Annotated in this window: 18 protein-coding genes and 1 pseudogene; 5 read left to right on the forward strand and 14 right to left on the reverse strand. The window is 72.5% G+C overall.

Annotated elements, in window-relative coordinates:
- Nucleotides 1-79: 79 nt before the first annotated feature.
- The gene (locus OG447_RS01910; RefSeq protein ID WP_266934421.1) at nt 80-658 is read right to left on the reverse strand and encodes a DNA-3-methyladenine glycosylase I; all 579 of its coding nucleotides are present in this window, start codon (nt 656-658) and stop codon (nt 80-82) included.
- Nucleotides 655-1,032, reverse strand: a complete 378-nt coding sequence (locus OG447_RS01915; RefSeq protein WP_266934422.1) for a DivIVA domain-containing protein — start codon at nt 1,030-1,032, stop codon at nt 655-657. Before OG447_RS01915 ends, OG447_RS01910 begins: the two co-directional genes overlap by 4 nt.
- A gap of 76 nt (nt 1,033-1,108) precedes the next feature.
- Here OG447_RS01915 and folP point away from each other — a divergent pair, with 76 nt between their 5' ends.
- Nucleotides 1,109-1,969: a dihydropteroate synthase gene (gene folP, locus OG447_RS01920; RefSeq protein ID WP_266934423.1), complete on the forward strand. Its 861-nt coding sequence runs from the start codon at nt 1,109-1,111 to the stop codon at nt 1,967-1,969.
- Between the two features lie 77 nt (nt 1,970-2,046).
- Here the strand turns inward: folP and OG447_RS01925 are convergent, their stop codons facing one another.
- The 4 genes and pseudogenes from OG447_RS01925 to OG447_RS01940 all read right to left on the reverse strand — a co-directional run bounded on the left by OG447_RS01925 (nt 2,047) and on the right by OG447_RS01940 (nt 6,188).
- Nucleotides 2,047-2,805: a TIGR00730 family Rossman fold protein gene (locus OG447_RS01925; protein ID WP_266934424.1), complete on the reverse strand. Its 759-nt coding sequence runs from the start codon at nt 2,803-2,805 to the stop codon at nt 2,047-2,049.
- 64 nt (nt 2,806-2,869) lie between these two features.
- Complete coding sequence (gene dapE / locus OG447_RS01930; protein ID WP_266934425.1) at nt 2,870-3,949, reverse strand: succinyl-diaminopimelate desuccinylase; 1,080 nt, start codon at nt 3,947-3,949, stop codon at nt 2,870-2,872.
- A 20-nt stretch (nt 3,950-3,969) separates the two neighbouring features.
- Nucleotides 3,970-5,617 (reverse strand): annotated as a pseudogene (locus OG447_RS01935) (IS200/IS605 family accessory protein TnpB-related protein).
- A complete protein-coding gene (locus OG447_RS01940; protein WP_266934426.1) occupies nt 5,610-6,188 on the reverse strand; it encodes an IS607 family transposase in 579 nt (192 codons plus the stop codon). The pseudogene OG447_RS01935 and the gene OG447_RS01940 overlap by 8 nt, the downstream one beginning before the upstream one ends.
- Before the next feature lie 147 nt (nt 6,189-6,335).
- On the opposite strand from OG447_RS01940, the gene OG447_RS01945 reads away from it, so the two are divergent.
- Both OG447_RS01945 and OG447_RS01950 read left to right on the forward strand, forming a co-directional pair.
- A complete protein-coding gene (locus tag OG447_RS01945) occupies nt 6,336-7,295 on the forward strand; it encodes a hypothetical protein (RefSeq protein WP_266934427.1) in 960 nt (319 codons plus the stop codon).
- Nucleotides 7,296-7,610: 315 nt separating this feature from the next.
- A complete protein-coding gene (locus tag OG447_RS01950) occupies nt 7,611-8,009 on the forward strand; it encodes an ATP-binding protein (protein ID WP_266934428.1) in 399 nt (132 codons plus the stop codon).
- 241 nt (nt 8,010-8,250) lie between these two features.
- Here OG447_RS01950 and dapC read toward each other — a convergent pair whose 3' ends face one another.
- Both dapC and fdxA read right to left on the reverse strand, forming a co-directional pair.
- Complete coding sequence (gene dapC / locus OG447_RS01955; RefSeq protein ID WP_266934429.1) at nt 8,251-9,372, reverse strand: succinyldiaminopimelate transaminase; 1,122 nt, start codon at nt 9,370-9,372, stop codon at nt 8,251-8,253.
- A gap of 107 nt (nt 9,373-9,479) precedes the next feature.
- On the reverse strand, nt 9,480-9,809 hold the full coding sequence (gene fdxA, locus OG447_RS01960) for a ferredoxin (RefSeq protein ID WP_030713714.1): 330 nt from the start codon (nt 9,807-9,809) through the stop codon (nt 9,480-9,482).
- Nucleotides 9,810-9,926: 117 nt separating this feature from the next.
- Between fdxA and OG447_RS01965 the strand changes: the two genes are divergently transcribed.
- The gene (locus OG447_RS01965) at nt 9,927-10,913 is read left to right on the forward strand and encodes a GNAT family N-acetyltransferase (RefSeq protein ID WP_266934430.1); all 987 of its coding nucleotides are present in this window, start codon (nt 9,927-9,929) and stop codon (nt 10,911-10,913) included.
- Complete coding sequence (locus tag OG447_RS01970) at nt 10,910-11,704, forward strand: transglutaminase-like domain-containing protein (RefSeq protein ID WP_266934431.1); 795 nt, start codon at nt 10,910-10,912, stop codon at nt 11,702-11,704. The genes OG447_RS01965 and OG447_RS01970 overlap by 4 nt, the downstream gene beginning before the upstream one ends.
- A gap of 440 nt (nt 11,705-12,144) precedes the next feature.
- Here OG447_RS01970 and OG447_RS01975 read toward each other — a convergent pair whose 3' ends face one another.
- The 6 genes from OG447_RS01975 to OG447_RS02000 form a co-directional block, all read right to left on the reverse strand.
- Nucleotides 12,145-13,998, reverse strand: a complete 1,854-nt coding sequence (locus OG447_RS01975) for a hypothetical protein (RefSeq protein WP_323181713.1) — start codon at nt 13,996-13,998, stop codon at nt 12,145-12,147.
- A gap of 333 nt (nt 13,999-14,331) precedes the next feature.
- Nucleotides 14,332-14,715, reverse strand: a complete 384-nt coding sequence (locus OG447_RS01980) for a DUF6113 family protein (RefSeq protein ID WP_266934433.1) — start codon at nt 14,713-14,715, stop codon at nt 14,332-14,334.
- Entirely contained in the window at nt 14,712-15,608 is an 897-nt protein-coding gene (gene mshB / locus OG447_RS01985) for an N-acetyl-1-D-myo-inositol-2-amino-2-deoxy-alpha-D-glucopyranoside deacetylase (RefSeq protein ID WP_266934434.1), read from the reverse strand. The genes OG447_RS01980 and mshB overlap by 4 nt, the downstream gene beginning before the upstream one ends.
- Nucleotides 15,609-15,631: 23 nt before the next feature.
- The gene (locus tag OG447_RS01990; RefSeq protein WP_266934435.1) at nt 15,632-15,826 is read right to left on the reverse strand and encodes a hypothetical protein; all 195 of its coding nucleotides are present in this window, start codon (nt 15,824-15,826) and stop codon (nt 15,632-15,634) included.
- 354 nt (nt 15,827-16,180) lie between these two features.
- A complete protein-coding gene (locus tag OG447_RS01995) occupies nt 16,181-17,314 on the reverse strand; it encodes an ABC transporter ATP-binding protein (RefSeq protein ID WP_266934436.1) in 1,134 nt (377 codons plus the stop codon).
- Nucleotides 17,307-18,290 carry an ABC transporter ATP-binding protein gene (locus OG447_RS02000; protein WP_266934437.1) on the reverse strand — a complete coding sequence of 328 codons (984 nt, stop codon included), beginning with the start codon at nt 18,288-18,290 and terminating at the stop codon, nt 17,307-17,309. Before OG447_RS02000 ends, OG447_RS01995 begins: the two co-directional genes overlap by 8 nt.
- Nucleotides 18,291-18,293: the final 3 nt, after the last annotated feature.

The raw sequence follows: 18,293 nt of genomic DNA on the forward strand, positions 1-18,293 counted from the left end.
GCACCCGGCCGCGGCAGCAGGCCGCCTCACTCGGAGTCGAACCGGTCCCGGCCGGATGCCGGCGGCCCGCCGCGCCGGCTCAGGCCGGGTCGCGGGAGGCGCAGTCGGCCAGGTGGTCGTTGACCAGGCCGCAGGCCTGCATCAGGGCGTAGGCGGTGGTGGGGCCGATGAAGCGGATGCCGGCCTTCTTCAGGGCCTTGGCGAGGGCGGCGGACTCGGGGGTGACCGCCGGGACCTGCCCGATCGCCCGCGGGGCCGGGCCGGGCTCCTCCGGGGCGTGGGACCAGATCAGGGTGTCGAGCTCGCCCGGCTCCCACCCGGCGAGGACCTTGGCGTTGGCCAGGGTCGCCTCGATCTTGGCCCGGTTGCGGATGATCCCCTCGTCGGCGAGGAGGCGCTCCGCGTCGGCCGGTCCGAACTCCGCGACCGCCGCGATCTCGAACGAGGAGAAGGCCTTACGGAAGGCCTCCCTCCGCCGCAGGATCGTCAGCCAGGACAGCCCCGACTGGAAGGCCTCCAGGCACAGGCGCTCGTACAGCGCGTCGTCGCCGTGGACCGGACGGCCCCACTCCGTGTCGTGGTAGACGACGTAGTCCGCCGTCGCCAGCGCCCACGGGCAGCGCGGACGCCCGTCCGGACCCGCGACCGTGTCGCTCACCGCTCACCGTGCTTGGTGAGGTCGACGTGGCCGTCCTCGTCCGCCGGGGCCGCAGAGGCAGCCGGGCCCGCGGAGGCCGCCGAGGCCGCCACGGCCGTCAGCTGGGCGATCCGCGCGTCGCGCTCGGCCAGCTCCGCCGCCAGCCGCTCCAGTACGTCGTCCACCTCGGCCATCCGGTAGCCGCGGGGCGCGACCGGCAGCCGCAGCGCGTCGATGTCGGCCCGTACGACGGGACGGCTCTCCGGCAGCCCGTCGGCGACCCGGTCCGGCTCCGCTTCCGGCAGGACGGCCTCCGAACCGCCGCCGATCACCGCGAGGGTGACCGCCGCCACGACCACGACCAGCGCGATCATCAAGAAGAAGAACACGATCAACTCCCCTGAGAGACTCCGGCCACCAGGTTAAGGTCGCTGGCGAGGCGCAAGGGCCGCCGAAGGAGGAAAGAGCAGGATGCTGCGACTGGGCAGGCGCGAGTTCGACACCCACGAACCGGTGATCATGGCCATCGTGAACCGGACGCCGGACTCCTTCTACGACCAGGGCGCGACGTTCCGCGACGAGCCGGCGCTGGACCGGGTCGAGCAGGCGGTCGCCGAGGGCGCCGCCATCATCGACATCGGCGGGGTCAAGGCGGGCCCGGGCGAGCACGTGGACGCGGCCGAGGAGGCACGGCGTACGGTCGGCTTCGTCGCCGAGGTCCGGCGCCGCCACCCGGACGTGGTGATCAGCGTGGACACCTGGCGGCACGAGGTCGGCGAGGCGGTGTGCGAGGCCGGGGCCGACGTGCTGAACGACGCGTGGGGCGGGGTGGACCCCAAGCTCGCGGAGGTCGCCGCGCGCTACGGCGCGGGCCTGGTCTGCACCCACGCGGGCGGGGTGGAGCCGCGTACCCGGCCGCACCGGATCGCGTACGAGGACGTGATGGCGGACATCCTGCGGGTCACGGTCGGCCTCGCCGAACGCGCGGAGGCCCTCGGCGTGCGGCGCGACGCGATCATGATCGACCCGGGGCACGACTTCGGGAAGAACACCCGGCACTCGCTGGAGGCCACCCGCCGCCTGTCGGAGATGGCCGACACGGGCTGGCCGGTCCTGGTCTCCCTGTCCAACAAGGACTTCGTCGGCGAGACCCTCGACAAGCCGGTCAAGGAGCGCCTGCTCGGCACCCTGGCCACGACGGCCGTCTCGGCCTGGCTGGGCGCGCAGGTCTACCGCGTCCACGAGGTCGCGGAGACGAAGCAGATCCTCGACATGGTGCGCTCGATCCAGGGCCACCGCCCCCCGGCCGTCGCCCGCCGCGGCCTGGCCTGAGCCCGGAACGGCAGGGCCCCGAACGGCAGGGCCCCGGAACGGCAGGGCCCGGGCCCTGAAAGGCCCGGGCCCCGGGGCTACTTGCCGACTTCCTTCGTCACCAGCGCGATCGCCTCGTCCACGTCGTCCGTGACGTGGAACAGGTAGAGGTCCTTCTCCGAGGCCTTGCCCTGCGCGATCACCGTGTTGCGCAGCCAGTCGATCAGCCCGCTCCAGTACGCCGTGCCGAACAGCACGATCGGGAAGCGGGTGATCTTCTGCGTCTGTACCAGCGTCAGCGCCTCGAACAGCTCGTCCAGCGTGCCGAGGCCGCCCGGCAGGACGACGAAGCCCTGGCTGTACTTCACGAACATCGTCTTGCGGACGAAGAAGTACCGGAAGTTCAGCCCGAGGTCGACGTGCTGGTTCAGGCCCTGCTCGAAGGGCAGCTCGATACCCAGGCCGACGGAGACGCCGTTGGCCTCGCGGGCGCCCTTGTTGGCCGCCTCCATCGCACCCGGCCCGCCGCCGGTGATCACCGCGAAGCCGGCGTCGACCAGCGCGCCGCCGATCCGTACGCCCGCCTCGTACTCGGGCGTGCCCGCCGCGGTGCGGGCGGACCCGAACACGCTGATCGCGGGCGGCAGCTCGGCGAGCGTGCCGAAGCCCTCGATGAACTCCGACTGGATGCGCAGGACCCGCCAGGGATCGGTGTGCACCCACTCGGAGGGCCCGGCGGAGTCCAGCAGCCGCTGGTCCGTCGTACTGCCCGCCTTGATCTGGCTCCGCCTCCTCAGCACCGGCCCGAGCTGCTGCTCCTCGGGCCGACGACGAGCGGACCCTTCGGGGTTGCCCATGATGTGCTCCCTCCTGCTGATCGTTGGATCAGGGTAGGCGCACAAAGGTGACGGCAAGCGGAATTCAGGAGGTCAGCCAGGCGCGGAGTCGTTCCTCGCAGTGCAGGATCGCCTTCGTCTCGACCCGCTCGTCGACCTTGTGGGCCAGCAGGGCGTCGCCCGGGCCGTAGTTGACCGCCGGGACGCCCAGCGCACTGAAGCGGGAGACGTCCGTCCAGCCGAACTTGGGCATGGCGCGGCCGCCGACCGCCTCCATGAAGGCCGCCGCGGCCGGGTGGGAGAGGCCCGGCAGGGCTCCGCCGGAGGAGTCGTCGACGACGAACTCGGCGATGTCGCAGTCCGCGAAGACCTCCCGTACGTGGGCCAGCGCTTCGGCCGCGCTGCGGTCCGGGGCGTAACGGAAGTTGACCGTCACCGTGCAGGCGTCGGGGATCACGTTGTTGGCGACGCCGCCCTCGATGCGCACGGCGTTGAGGCCCTCGTGGTACTCCAGGCCGTCGATCACCGGCTTGCGGGGCTCGTACGCCGCCAGCCTGGCCAGGATCGGTCCGGCCGTGTGGATGGCGTTGGAGCCCATCCAGCTGCGCGCGGAGTGGGCGCGCTCCCCGGCCGTGCGCAGCAGGACGCGCAGGGTGCCCTGGCAGCCGCCCTCGACCTCGGCGTTCGAGGGCTCCAGCAGCACCGCGAAGTCCCCGGTCAGCCAGTCGGGGTGGGCTTCGGCGACCTTGCCGAGACCGTTGAGGTCGGCGGCGACCTCTTCCTGGTCGTAGAAGACGAAGGTGAGGTCGCGGTTGGGCTCGGGCACGGTCGCCGCGATGCGCAGCTGCACGGCGACGCCCGACTTCATGTCGGTCGTGCCGCAGCCCCACAGGACGTCGTTCTCGTCGAGGCGGGACGGCACGTTGCCGGCGATCGGCACGGTGTCGAGGTGGCCGGCGAGTACGACGCGCTCGGCGCGGCCGAGGTGCGTACGGGCGACCACGTTGTTGCCGTAGCGGTCCACGGTGAGGTGCGGCAGGGCGCGCAGCGCGTGTTCCACGAGGTCGGCGAGTACCTTCTCGTCGCCGCTCACGGAAGGAATGTCGACGAGCCGGGCGGTCAGCTCGGCGGCGTCCAGGGTGAGGTCCAGCTCGGATTCGGGCATGGAACCGACCCTAACCGTTCCTAGGGACTGAGTGGGACTGAGTCCTGTTGCCAGGACTGGTCTCCCTCAGCCGCGCGCCCCGGACGGTGTTGGGCGTGCTGGTTGCCCGCTTTCGCTCCGTGTCCGGGCTGCGCGCATCGTGTGCGTGGTCCGGGAACACGGGGTCGGGTTTCCTCACGTCCTCGGGTGTCCGGTTCGGCCTGGACGGTCCGATGCCCGCGACGATCACTCCGGTCGTCGTGGGGCGGTGCCGTCCGTCGCCGGATCGGATGCCCGAGGGCGCGTCTGCCGATCGCGATGCTCGCGGCATCGTGCCGGGTCGTGGTGCGGTGGGGCGCTGTCATGGGTTTTTGCCAGTGCTGAGCGCCCCACATGCTGGTGTACGCGGGGTCGACCGCGACGATCGGCAGACCCCTTTCGGCTGCCATGGAGACGAGCCGTGCACGGAGTCTGGCGGTGGGGATGCCGGAGATCAGTTGCCGGAACTTCTTCTTCCGGCCGTGCTTCTCGCGGGTCTTCTCGTCGGTGAAGTCGAGGTCTTCGATGGCGATGGCCGTGACGCCGCACCGTTGTGCCCAGTGGAGGAGGCGGGTGATGGCGTGGCGGATCTGCGCGTCCCGGTGCTGGGCGGTTCCGGTGAGGTCGTAGGGGAAGCGGTGCGGTTCGCCGACGGGGTTGCCGTGGGGGTCGAGTCGCCAGGCGGCGAAGTGATCGGCGTTCGTGTCCACGCCGATGATGCCGTTCGCGCGTGCCGCCGGGAGGGAGATGGTCTGGACGGCGGGGCGGGTCCAGGCGGCGTCGAGGTACCAGCGGCCGCGCACGGTGTCGTAGTGGACGCGGTAGGCGACAGCCCGGTCCGTAGACGTGCGGTCGCGCCACTCCTCGCCCCGGTGGGGGAACGCGACGCGCGCCGTGAGTGTGTACCGGCCGCGCGGGCTGTTGGCGTACCCGGCGAGCGGGGTCGGCAGCTTGATGCTGACCTGTCCCTCGGGGGTGACCCGGATGGTCTCGTTCACCGAACCTCTTCCCGGACTCGCCGTCGGCTGACAGGAACCAGCGGGCGGCCTCCCACCGCTCCCGCCACTCAGGTTCCGTGAGACCGGCCGCATCCAGGTGGTGGCGGGTGTTCGCCGGTTTCCGGCCTCCGCGCACCACCCGTACCCGGCCCGCCTCACGATCAGCCGACACGGCTGCGTGCCGGGCCTCCAGGGATGCCAGCCGGCGGGACTTGGCAAACCACTCACGCTGCGACCGGTAGCCGCCGGGAGCGCGCTTGGTGCCGCGCTGTCCGACCGGGAGGGACAGGCGGTGGCGGAGCATGCGGATACCCGCATCAAGCCCGGCCAGGTGGGTGGCCTGAGCGCGGCGGGACAGTGACCACTGGTCATGCGTCGCTTTCGTGATCGACCCCGCCCACCGGGACGACGACAGCGGGGTCAGCTCGCGCTTGCGCCCGGCCCACGACTCATTGGAGTGCCCCAGGCCATCAGCACACCGGGCCTTGAGGTCACGTCCCGCCAAGGCGGCCAGATGCGCGGCGACCAGCCGCAGGACCTTCTCATCCTCCGACGTCAGAGCCTTGAGCCGGTCACGTATCGACACACCTGAGGGACCGAGGGCAACGAACGGCGTGGCGATTGTCCGCAGCCCTCTCCCGGGCTCAGCCACCCTGCGCCGCCGCTTCCAGGGCCTTGGCAGCCCGGTTCTTCGCGCCGCGGCGTCCGTGCAGGCGAGCACAGAACGAGGTGAGCACGTCCGTCATGTCCCGGACCAGGTCGTCATCGACCTCGCCGTCATCCAGCACGACGAGACGGCGTCCGTGCGCGGACAGGGCGGCTTCGACCAGTTCCACATTCATCCACCCGAGGCGGTCCCTGTGCTCCACCACCACACAGGTCACATCAGGGTCGGCCAGCAGACGACGCGCCTTCGACCGGGAACCGTTCACACCCGAACCGGTCTCCGACTCGATCCGGACCACCCGGTGACCGGCCTTCGCCGCCCACTGTGAAAGCCGCGTCACCTGACGCTCAAGATCCGCCTTCTGATCATGAGACGACACCCGGGCATACAAGCCGACACCACCCACCACCTCAGGTGCGGCATGCGCCTCCACATTCACCAGGATCGTGCGCGGCCCGACCCGCTGAGCCGGTACCGGCAAAGTCCCCTCACGAAACCAGCGATACGCGGTCTGCGGATGCACACCCTGCGCCTTCGCCCACTCCTTCAGGTTCACACCCACGACCGTAACCACACTCACCCAAACGCACTATCACTCACAAGAGTGACCTGACGGCACAACAGCCGCCAACCCCCCGGGATGGGACACTGCCTCGCCGTCCGGCCGATGGACGCGCCATATGCCTCAAGTACGGTGGGCCGCGTGTCCGAGACCCGTCGCCCTCGCCCCCGTCGCCGCAGGCCGCTCCGTGCGGCCGTCGGTTTCCTCGTGCTGATCGCGGTGATCGGCTACTTCGCCGTGCAACGGGACTCCAACGGTGGCGCCGGCGCCCCGTACTGCACGGCCACCGGGGGCGCCGACAGCCGGCAGAAGTACGAGATGACCCCCGAACAGGCGGCGAACGCGGCGACGATAGCCGCCGTCGGCATCTCCAAGGGGCTGCCGGACCGGGCGGTGACCATCGCGCTGGCGACCGCGATGCAGGAGTCCTCGCTGCGCAACCTCGACCACGGCGACCGTGACTCGCTGGGCCTGTTCCAGCAGCGGCCCTCGATGGGCTGGGGCAGCCCGGAGCAGATCACGGACCCGGTGTACTCGGCCGGGATCTTCTACGACCACCTCGTGGACGTCCCGGGGTACTCGCGGCTGCCGCTGACGGTGGCCGCGCAGAAGGTGCAGCGCAGCGGCTATCCGCAGGCGTACGCGAAGCACGAGCCGGACGCGACGGTCCTGACGGCGGCCTTCGGCGACGGCGGCGTGCTGTTCTGCTCGGGCCCGGCGCCGCTGCGCGGGGACCCGGAGAAGGTCAAGTCGGAGCTGGTACGGGCCTTCGGCAAGCAGGCGCTCGGCGGCGCGGGCGGCCAGGGCGGCTCGCCGGACATCACGACGGAGCCGGCCGGCGGTGCCCCCGAGCCCGAGATCAGCCTCCGGGTGAAGCGGGACGGCGGCCCTGACGAGGCGCGGCGCGGCCGGGCGATGGCGCACTGGGCGGTGGCCCGGTCGCACGAGCTGGGCATCGCCCGGGTCTCGTACGGGGACGAGGGCTGGATCGGCGGCAAGGCCCGGGGCCAGTGGCAGCCGAAGGGCGGCATCGGCAAGTCCGGTGACGGCGATCCGCACAACGCCTCCGACGGCGAGGTACGGATCTTCATGGCCCGCTGAGCCGCCCGCACGGCCAGGCGGCGAGGCCAGGCGGCGGGGCCCGCCCGGCGCGCACCACCCTGCGCGCACCGGCGACACGCCGGGCAGGCCGGTCCGGCCGCACGTACGAGGGGTCACCCCTGCGGGGGTGACCGGGTGCCCGGGGCACAGGGGCCGTACGGGCAAAGAAGCGCAGGTGGGCGGGGATCCGCTGCATTTGTCGCGGAAGCCGATTAAACGATCCGTTACCGATCCTTTACCTATCGGGTCCGCAACTCCACCCGCCCCTCGAGCGGTTGTACACGACGTACTCAGCCGCTACCGCTTAGGAGCATCATGACCCTCCCCCTGACCCGTCGGATCGCCCGTGCCGCGCTGCTCCTCGCAGCCGGGACAGCGCCCGTGGTCGGTGCGGCCGGCGTGGCCAGTGCCGCCGGTCTGGAGTCCGTGCCGCAGCTGGGCGCGCTCACCGCGCCGGACACCGCCGCGACCGACGTGGCCACGGACGCCGCGGGCCCCGTCACGGAGGCCCTTCCGGCCGCCGACCTGGCGGGCACCACGGGCGGCCTCCTGGGCGGGCTGCCCGCCACGCAGGACCTCCCGGCCGCCACGCAGGGCCTGCCGACCGACGCACTGCCGCTGGCCGGCGGTCTTCCGGGCGGCCTGCCCGGAGGTCTTCCGGGCGGCCTGCCCGGAGGTCTTCCGGGCGGTCTCCCCGGCGGCCTGGCCGGCTGACCGTCCAGGAGACGCCGAAGGGGCCGGGAGCACGAACTCCCGGCCCCTTCGGGCTGTTCGAGGCGGTTCAGCCTAGAGGGGTGGGTCCGAGGTGGCGTCGTCCGCCCGCCAGGGCGGGCGGGGAGGCGTCAGGCGCGTGTGGCTGCAAGGCGGAGGAGGGAGTCGACGCGGAGCATCGGCGACCGACGACAACGCCGCAGACGCACGCGCCTGACGCCTCCCCGCAGGCGCCACCTCGGACTCACCCCTCTAGGCGCTTGACCGCCGCCTCGACCCGCTCGTCGGTGGCCGTGAAGGCGACGCGGACGAAACGCGCGCCCGCCTCCCCGTAGAAGTCGCCCGGCGCGACCAGGATGCCGATCTCCGCCAGGTGGGCGACGGTGTCCCAGCAGGGCTCGTCCCGGGTCACCCACAGGTACAGGCTCGCCTCGCTGTGCTCGACCCGGAAGCCGTGCGCCTCCAGGGCCGTGCGCAGCGCCGCGCGGCGGGCGGCGTAGCGGGCGCGCTGCTCCTCGACGTGGCGGTCGTCGCCGAGGGCCACGACCGTGGCGGCCTGCACCGGGGCGGGGGTCATCATGCCGCCGTGCTTGCGGATCTGGAGCAGCTCGCCGAGGACGTCCGCGTCACCGGCGATGAAGGCGGCCCGGTAGCCGGCCAGGTTGGACCGCTTGGAGAGGGAGTGGACGGCGACGATGCCCTCGTACGAGCCGCCGCACACGTCGTCGTGGAGGACGGAGACGGGCTCGGCCTCCCAGCCCAGCTCCAGGTAGCACTCGTCGCTGAAGAGCAGGATCCCGTGCTCCCGCGCCCAGGCCACGATCCGGATCAGCTCCTCCTTGGAGAGGACCTTCCCGGTGGGGTTGGACGGGGAGTTGAGCCACAGCAGCTTCACACCGGCCGGGTCGAGCTCGGTGCCCGCGGGGTCACTCGCAAATGTCTCAGCGTCGTAGACGACCGGCTCGGCGCCGCACAGCCGCGCGCCGACCTCGTACGTGGGGTAGGCGAGCCGCGGGTACGCCACCTTGTCGTCGGCTCCGAGGCCCAGCTGGGTCGGCAGCCAGGCCACCAGTTCCTTGGAGCCGACCACCGGCAGGACGTTGCGGTGTCCGGCGGCGGTCGCGCCGAGACGGTCCCGTACCCAGCCCGTGATCGCGTCGCGCAGGGCGGCCGTGCCCCACACCGTGGGGTAGCCCGGGGAGTCCGCGGCGCCGATCAGGGCGCGCTGGATCAGCTCGGGCACCGGGTCCACGGGGGTGCCGACCGACAGGTCGACGATGCCGTCCGCGTGGGCCGCCGCCGTGGCCTTGTACGGCTCCAGCTTGTCCCAGGGAAAGACGGGAAGACGGTCGGATACTGCGGCCACGGTGCGCTCTGCTCTCTCTGGTGACGGGGTCTGCGGACGGACAAACGCCTCGGTCCCGTGCGGCGGGCAAGCCGGACGGGACCGAGGGGCGCTTCTGCCGTGAAAGGTCAGTGCTCGCCGTTGATGCCGGCGGGCAGCGCAGCGATGAAGGGGTGATCGCGCTCGATCAGGCCCAGCTTGGAAGCACCACCGGGCGAACCGAGCTCGTCGAAGAACTCGACGTTCGCCTTGTAGTAGTCCTTCCACTCTTCCGGAGTGTCGTCCTCGTAGAAGATGGCCTCGACCGGGCAGACCGGCTCACAGGCACCACAGTCGACGCACTCGTCCGGGTGGATGTACAAGGACCGCTGGCCCTCGTAGATGCAGTCGACGGGGCACTCTTCGATGCATGCCTTGTCCTTGACGTCGACACAAGGCTCCGCGATGACGTAGGTCACGCTCTCGTTCCTCCTCGGTAGGGCTTTCCATATCGCGCGGGAGCGCGGCGTCGTCGATGCCCACACCTAGTATCTCCGTTCCCGGGCACGATCCGAACAGGAGGGGCGGACAGAGCTGTGGAAATCACTGCCGGCGGGCTGCTGGAGGTCCGTATTACCCCGGCTGACGTGGGTAAACGAGTGTCTGTACGACGAGTGGAGGCCGGGCTGAGGGGATCCCCCGAGTTCACCGACACGGTAGGGGTTCTCACATCCTGGGACGCGGGTGTGCTGCTGATCACAAAAAAGAACGGCCAGTCCGTCCGTATCGCGGAATCGGCGCTGGTCGCGGGCAAGGTCGTGCCCGCGGCGCCGGCCCGCAGGCGGGGTCCGGCGGCCTCCTTCGAGGAGCTGACGCGGGTCGCCGCGCGGTCCTGGCAGCCTCTGGAGAGCGAGCCGCTGGGCGAGTGGACGCTGCGCGCGGCCGCCGGTTTCACCCGGCGCGCCAACTCCGTCCTGCCGCTCGGCGACCCCGGGATACCGCTGGACGATGCACTCGCGCGAGTGACCTCCTGGTACGTGGAACGAGGACTTCCGGCGTATGTGCAGGCCGCGACGGGGGCCGCCGGCACCCAGGAGCTGCTGTGCGCGGAGCTGGAACGCCGGGGCTGGACGTCCGAGGTGTCGGCGGAGGTACGGATCGGGGCGCTGGCGCCGGTGGGCGACGTGGACGCGCTCGTCGCCGACGCCGTACGTCTGACCCGTGCCCCGGACGAGGACTGGCTCGGGCGCTACGGCAAGGTCACCGACCCGGCGCTGGCCCGGCGGATGCTGGTCGAGGGGCCGTCGGTGTGGTTCGCGGCGCTGCCCGGGGGCCGGGCCATCGGGCGGTGCGTGGTGGACGGGCGCTGGGCCGGGTTCGCGGCGGTGACGGTCGACCCCGCGCACCGGCGGGAGGGCCTGGCCACCGCGGTGATGGCGGCCCTGGCGCGGCGGGCGCTGGAGGAGGGCGCGTCGGCGGCGTGGCTCCAGGTGGAGACGGACAATGCGGCGGCGCGGGCCCTCTACGACGGGCTGGGCTTCGCCACCCACCACACGTACCACCACTACCGGGCGGCGTCGTGAGCCGGGCGGAGCGGCGGGCCCAGTTCGCGGCGGAGGCCCGCTCGGAGCGGCCGGACCTCGCGCTGCTGTGCCTGCTGCTGGCGGCGGAGGCCGACCCGGAACTGGACGAACGGGCCATGGACTGGGCCCAGATCGAGCTGGACCGGCTGGCCGGGATGCTGCCGTACGGGCTGCGGGAGGGCCGCCAGTGGGCCTCGGCGCTCACGGAACTCCTGGGCGGGCAGCTGGGTTTCCACGGCACTCCGGCCGACTACGACCGGCTGTCGTCCTCGCTGCTGCACGAGGTGCTGCGGCGCCGGCGGGGACTGCCGATCCTGTTGTCGGTGGTGTGGCTGGAGGTCGCCCGGCGCGCGGGGGCGCCGGTGTACGGGCTGGGGCTGCCGGGGCACTTCGTGGTCGGCTTCGGGGATCCGGACGACGGCGTGGTCGTCGACCCCTTCGCGGGCGGCGCCTCACTGGGCGCCGGGCCGGCGGAACTGGCGGCGGGGCCGCGTACGCCCGCCAGGACGCTGGACATCGTCCTGCGGATCCTGAACAACATCCGCGCCTGGGCCTCCGCGCGCCCGGAGGAGTCCGCGGTGGCCCTGTGGGCGCTGGAGCTGTCGCTGCTGCTGCCCTCGCACCCGGCGTCGCTGCGCTACGAGCGGGCGCGACTGCTGGTGGAGCGGGGCTCCTTCCAGGAGGGGGCCGCGGAACTGGACGCGTACGCGGAGGTGGTCGCCGCGGTGGACAGCGGCGCGGCGGCCCTCATCCGCGCCGAGGCCGTCTCCGCTCGCGCTCTGCTGAACTGACCCCCGTCCGCTGCGCGGGGCCGGGTCCGCCGCGGGGCGGGGCGAGCCTCGCCGCTGCGCGGGGCCTTCCGGGCGCTGCCCGGACCTGCGCCTCAATCGCCGGCGGGGCTCAAAGACCGGGGCTCCGCCCCGGACCCCGCTCCTCAAACGCCGGAGGGGCTGGATTCGGCAAACGCCCGAGGGGCTGGATTCGGCAAGCGCCGGAGGGGCGGGGTTCGGCTGATGCCGGCCGCAGGGCACACTCAGCCCCGCCGGCGATTGAGGCGCGGGGTCCGGGGCGGAGCCCCGGCAGCGGCGCCGCGGGGCGGAACCGGCCTCGTCACGCCTCGCGGAGCCCCGGCGGCGCCGCGGGGCGGAACCGGCCTCGGCACGCCGCCAGCGTGACGGAGCCCGCGGCCCGGGCTGCGGGACGGGGGCTCCGCGACGACTGCCGCAGGGGGCTAGCCGGCGTTGGTCTCGATGACCGCGGTCCGTTCGGCCGTGTTCTTGCCGCGCAGGGCCGTGCCGAGCGCGCCGGCGACGTCCTGCGGGGTGACGGCGGTCTTCGCGCCGGTGCCGCGGGTGATCAGGACCCCGTCGAAGGTGTTCCCGTAGGTCTCCTTCAGTGCGTCGAGGTCGAACTTCTCGACCAGGTGACCGTCCACGGCCTGCATGCTGAGGATGCGGGGCAGGGACTTGCTGCCGAAGGCGATGGACTTGCCGCCCGCCTTGACGACGGCGTTCGCGGACATCGCCGGCTCGGCGAAGCTCTTCATCGCCCGGTCGAGTTCGGCCTGGTCGATGACCGGCGCCTTGGTGGTGACGGGCAGTTCGACCGCGGTCGACTTGCCGGTGGCGACCATGTCGCGGAAGGCCTGGGCGACCTGCTCCACGGAGGCGTCCGCGTCGAGGGTGCTGCCGGCCGTGCCGGGGACGGCGACGGCCTTGCCGGTGTCGAACGTGATCGTGCCCTCGGTGGCCGTGCCGGCGGTGCCCGCGAGCTCCTGGAGCGCGACCTGGAGCTTCTCCTCGTCGCGCGGCAGGACCGGGTCGGCCTTGCGCTCGTTGCCGAGGAGCGAGCCGATCACGGTGACGGGGTTGTAGTCGCTGCCGGCCGCATTGCGGACGGTGGTCTGGCTGTCCAGGGTCAGGCCGGCCTTCTCGGGCTTCAGCTCGACCTGCTTGCCGCCGACGCTGAGCTGGAGCGGGGCGGTCGCGCGGGTACCGAAGGCCTTCTGGAGCTTGGCCACGGCCTCGTCGCGGCTGCCGCTGATGTCGACGCCGAGGACGGTGGTGCCCTTGGGGACGTCGGAGTGGTTCAGGAGCAGCCCGGCGCCGTAGGCCACGCCGAGGAGGGCGACGAGGCCGCCGCCGAGGAGGACCAGCTTGGAGCGGCCCTTCTTGGCCGGCTTGGCGGCGGCGTTCGGCTTCTGGGCCGCCGGGCGCGCGGCTGCCGGAGCCGGGGCGGGAGCCGGTACGGGGACCGGTGCCGGGGCGTCCAGTTCGGGGCCGGGCCAGCGGGGTGCCTCGCCGGGGCGCGGGCCGTCGACGGGAACGGTCCCGAAGCCGGGGCCGCCGGTGGGGCCGGCGGGGACGCCGCCCTGGCTGCCGTAGACGGGGAACGCCTCGGTGACGGGGCCGCCGTCCTCCGGGCCGCCCCCGTACACCGGGAAGCCCTGGGTCGAGCCCATGCCGGGGCCGCCCGCGTGCGGGCCCGCGGGGGCCGGGGGCTGGGGCTGGGACCGGCCCGGCCCCATGGGGTCCTGGCCGTAGCCCGCGCCGGAGCCCGCGACCGGCGGGGGCGGGGTGGTCCGCGGCGGGGCGTAGCCCGCGCCCGGCACCGGCGGGGGCGGCGAGGTGCGCGGCGGGGCGTAGCCCGCGCCGGGTACGGGCGGGGGCGGCGGCGCGGCCGCGGGCGCCGGAGCGGGGGCGGACGCCTGCACGGGCGCGGGCGGCGCGGGCGGCGCGGCCTTGCGGGGGGCGAACCAGTTGCTGGGCGCCTCCCCCTCGGCCGGGGCGGGCGCGGACGCCGGGCCCGGCCCGGGCGCCGGCTCCGGCGCGGCCTCGATCCGGGTCGGCTGGGGCGTCGGCCGCGGCGTGAGCCTCGGCTCCGCGGCCGACGGCGTCGGCGGTTGCGGGGCCGGCCGGTCCCCGGCCCCGGCGCCCGCCGCTTCGGCGGCGCCGGCTCCCATGGCCTTGCGTACGACCACCGGCGGGATCGGCCGCGAACCCGGGATGTTGATCCGGATCCGGGTCGTCAGGGTGGTCTCGGTCTTGGGCCCGTCGGAATCGGGCGTGGAAGGCTTCGACGTCACAGGGTTCTCCTCCGGGGCGGTCGCCGCAGCGTCCGTGGACGGATACTGGCCGGTTCCATACGGCGGCGTACCCGAGGGGTAAGCGGCTCCACCGTGCCCCTGGGGCCCGGAGGACGAACTGTCAGTTTCACGACTCAAGGCAGGTTCTCCCGGTTGGCTCCGCCGCCCGTCATACCGTGCGCGGGCAGCTCGGCGGCCCGTCCACCATACTGGCCGCCGCCCGGACGCAACTGACCACCGGGAATCAGAGGTTCCCCATGACCCGGGTCAAACCCCCCTCAAGGGGCGTTCGGACCGCCCTGGACCTGTCCCCCTACGGGGTCCGACACCACGTCACTTGGCCGGCCGCGCGGCCTGAATCGGACGATCCAGCGGCCCGCGCATCGTGGCGCAGATCACAGCGAGTACGGTTCCACCCAAAAGATAGGCGTACATGCCGATACCGGACGAACTGAGCAGGAAGTCTCCCTCCGCCCTCGGAACGCTGAGCATCACGTACGCGAGGAACCAGCCGGCCGCGGCCCCGCCCACGCCGAGCCCGACGCCGAGGGTGAGCCGGCCGGCCAGGAACACCCCGAAGAGGGCGAGCAGTCCGAGCAGCAGGCCGGCGGGGAACCACAGCTCCACCACCAGCCAGCCGGCCGCGCCGGTCAGCGCGCCGGCCGCGAACAGGCCCAGGCAGGCGGCGATCCGCCCCGGTGTCAGTGTCCCGGTCACGCCCGCACCCCCGCGAACAGGTCGTGCTCGCGCTCGCCCGCCGGGACGCCCGGCAGGCCCGCGACCAGTTCGTAGTACTCGCGGGTGAACAGCGGCTGCGCCAGGTCGTTGGAGAGGGCGAAGAAGGGCCCGTCCACGGCGATCTGGGTGGCGTGGGCCCGCATGGCGGCCGCCTTGGCGGCGACGTAGGGCTCCTCGTCGGCGATCTCGGCGGTGATCCGCTCGTCGGCGACGACCCCCGGTACGTCGGCCGGTGCGGCCAGACCCGGGAACGGCGCCGCGCCTCCGGCCGCCCGCAGCGCGGCGAAGCCCTGCTCGACCACCGAGAGCGGGACGCGGTTCCAGTAGATCTTCTCGATCGTGTACGGCGCTCCGAGGTCGCGCCGGTAGGCGCTCTCCGCCGCCAGTTCCGCGGCGCGCATGGCGACCCGGTGGGCCTGGATGTGGTCGGGGTGCCCGTACCCGCCCTCCGGGTCGTAGGTGACGAGCACCTGCGGGCGCACCTCGCGGACCACTTCGACGAGGTACGCGGCGGCCTCGTCCACGTCGGCGGACCAGAAGGCCTGCGGGCGCCCGTTCTGCGGGGCCCCCATCATCCCGGAGTCCCGGAAGCGGCCCGGGCCGCCGAGGAACCGGTGGTCGGTGACGCCCAGTTCGGCCATGGCGGCGGCGAGCTCGCCGACGCGGTGGGCGCCCAGGGCGTCGTCGCGGTCGGCGGCCAGGTGGGCGAGCCCCGGCGGGATGACCTCGCCCTCCTCGCCGAGGGTGCAGGTCACCAGGGTGACGTGGGCTCCCTCGGCCGCGTATTTGGCCATGGTGACGCCGTTGTTGATCGACTCGTCGTCCGGGTGCGCGTGCACGAGCAGCAGACGACGGGCGGGAAGACCGTTCATGGGCCTAGCCTACGAGCAGGTCCCTAGAACTTGAGGCCACTGATCATGCTGGCCACGTTCGAGGTGAGCTGACTGAGGGTCGGCGCCACGGTGGAACTCGCCAGGTAGAAGCCGAGAAGCACGCAGACCACCGCGTGTCCTGCCTTCAGGCCCGACCTGCGGACCAGCAGGAAGACGATGATCGCCAGCAGCACCACGGCGGAGATCGAGAGTGCCACGGCGTTTCACCTCCACGTCGAGCGGATATCGGTACGCGTATTCGTGCTCGGCAGGAGTCATACCCACCGCGTGCTACGGATCATAACTATCCGTGCCAGCGCATCGATCGAAATCCGGCAGCACGAGGGGCGCATGCCGCGCACAAGGAGGGGCACGGGGGTGGCCGGCCGGACAGGCGTAACGCCTCCCCGGCCGGCTGTCGGCACCCGCACGGCCGCACGACACCCAGGCTGCACCGCCCATATCTCGGGGCAGAAACGGGCAAGTTGCCCCTGTGTAAACGGAGTTGACGGAGTGACCCGGGTCACCGGGCCGTGACCGCGCGGGTGGCCGGAAATGAGCGGTGAGGTGATCTACTCCTTCTTGAGCGGCCCGGGCGGGTCCGGTGGAGCGGTCGGCGGGGCGGTCGGCGGCGGGGACGGCGGTGAGGCCGGCGACACGGTCGGCGGCGGGGCCGGCGGCGGGGCCGAGGGCACCACCACCCGCTTCTCCGCCGCGAAGTGACAGGCCGAAGGGTGCGCGGCCGGGCCCGAGGGGAAGACCGCCGGGACCGCGAGCAGCGGCACCTCCGCCGCGCAGCGCGCCTGGGCCTTCCAGCAGCGGGTGCGGAAGGGGCAGCCCGACGGCGGGTCGGCCGGTGAGGGCACGTCGCCCGAGAGGATGATCCGCTCGCGGCGGGCGCGGGCCTCCGGGTCGGGGACGGGCACGGCGGAGAGCAGGGCCTGGGTGTACGGGTGGGTCGGGTGGTCGTAGATCTGGGTGTCGGTGCCGATCTCGACGATCCGGCCCAGGTACATGACGCCGACCCGGTCGGAGATGTGCCGCACGATCGAGAGGTCGTGCGCGATGAACACGTACGACAGGTTGAAGTCGCTCTGGAGGCGTTCCAGGAGGTTGATCACCTGGGCCTGGACGGAGACGTCGAGCGCGGAGACCGGCTCGTCGGCGACGATCACCTCGGGCCGGAGGGCCAGGCCGCGGGCGATGCCGATGCGCTGGCGCTGGCCGCCGGAGAACTGGTGCGGGTACCGGTTGATGTACTCCGGGTTCAGGCCGACCACGTCCAGGAGCTCCTGGACCTTGCGCCGCCGGTCGCCCTTGGGGGCGACCTCGGGGTGGATCTCGTACGGCTCGCCGATGATGTCGCCGACCGTCATGCGCGGGTTCAGCGAGGTGTACGGGTCCTGGAAGACCATCTGGATGTTGCGGCGGACCGCCTTGAGGGCCTTGCCGGACAGCTTGGTGATGTCCTCGCCCTTGTACGAGATCGAGCCCGAGGTGGGCCGCTCCAGGTTGACCAGCATCTTGGCCACGGTGGACTTGCCGCAGCCGGACTCGCCGACGATGCCGAGCGTCTCACCGGGGCGCAGCCCGAAGGAGACCCCGTCGACGGCCTTGACCGAGCCGATCCGCTTGCGGAAGACGATGCCCCGGGTCAGCGGGTAGTGCTTGACGAGGTCCTTCACTTCCAGAAGGGACTCAGGCATGGAGGCACTCCTTCCAGAAGTGGCAGGCGCTGGCGCGCGGCACCGGCGATTCGGTCACCTCGTAGAGCGGCGGCACGTCGGTGCGGCACACGGCCTGTGCCATCGGGCAGCGCGGGTTGAAGGCGCACCCGGGCGGGATGGCCAGCAGGTTGGGCGGCAGGCCCTTGATCGCGTAGAGCTCCTGGCCCTTCTGGTCCAGGCGCGGGATCGAGTCGAGCAGGCCGCGGGTGTACGGGTGCGCGGGCGCCTTGTAGATCTCGTGGACGGGGGCCTCCTCGACGATCCGGCCCGCGTACATGACGGCGATCTTGTCCGCGACGTCGGCGACGACACCGAGGTCGTGGGTGATCAGGATCAGACCCATGTTCAGCTCGCGCTGGAGCTCGGCCAGCAGGTCCATCACCTGGGCCTGGACCGTGACGTCCAGGGCCGTCGTGGGCTCGTCCGCGATGATCAGGGAGGGTTCCAGGGCCAGCGCCATCGCGATCATGATGCGCTGGCGCATGCCGCCGGAGAACTGGTGCGGGTAGTCCCCCACCCGCTCCTTCGCCGCGGGGATCTTCACCCGGTCCATCAGCTCGACGGCCTTGGCCCTGGCCTCCTTGCGGGACATCCCGCGGTGGACCTCGTACATCTCGCCGAGCTGCGCGCCGACGCTCAGTACGGGGTTCAGGGAGGAGAGCGCGTCCTGGAAGATCATGGCCATCTCGGCTCCGCGGACCTTGCGGCGCTCCTCCTCCTTCATCTTCAGGAGGTCCTTGCCCTTGAAGAGGATCTCGCCGCCCCCGATCCGGCCCGGCGGCATGTCGAGGATGCCCATCACGGCCTGCGCGGTGACCGACTTGCCCGAGCCGGACTCGCCGAGGACGGCGAGGGTCTCGCCCTCGTCCACCGAGTAGTCGACGCCGTTGACCGCCTTCGCGACTCCGTCGCGCGTCTTGAATTCCACGTGCAGATCGCGGACTTCGAGCAGCATGTG

The organism is Streptomyces sp. NBC_01408 (assembly GCF_026340255.1).
Classification (GTDB): Bacteria; Actinomycetota; Actinomycetes; order Streptomycetales; family Streptomycetaceae; genus Streptomyces.

What these genes read in the sequence shown, in the direction of transcription:
- folP (WP_266934423.1), top strand. Translation starts at nt 1,109, where the DNA reads ATGCTGCGACTGGGCAGGCGCGAGTTCGACACCCACGAACCGGTGATC.
- OG447_RS01925 (WP_266934424.1), bottom strand. Translation starts at nt 2,805, where the DNA reads ATGGGCAACCCCGAAGGGTCCGCTCGTCGTCGGCCCGAGGAGCAGCAG.
- dapE (WP_266934425.1), bottom strand. Translation starts at nt 3,949, where the DNA reads ATGCCCGAATCCGAGCTGGACCTCACCCTGGACGCCGCCGAGCTGACC.
- OG447_RS01950 (WP_266934428.1), top strand. Translation starts at nt 7,611, where the DNA reads ATGACCCTCCCCCTGACCCGTCGGATCGCCCGTGCCGCGCTGCTCCTC.
- mshB (WP_266934434.1), bottom strand. Translation starts at nt 15,608, where the DNA reads ATGAACGGTCTTCCCGCCCGTCGTCTGCTGCTCGTGCACGCGCACCCG.
- OG447_RS01995 (WP_266934436.1), bottom strand. Translation starts at nt 17,314, where the DNA reads ATGCCTGAGTCCCTTCTGGAAGTGAAGGACCTCGTCAAGCACTACCCG.
- OG447_RS02000 (WP_266934437.1), bottom strand. Translation starts at nt 18,290, where the DNA reads ATGCTGCTCGAAGTCCGCGATCTGCACGTGGAATTCAAGACGCGCGAC.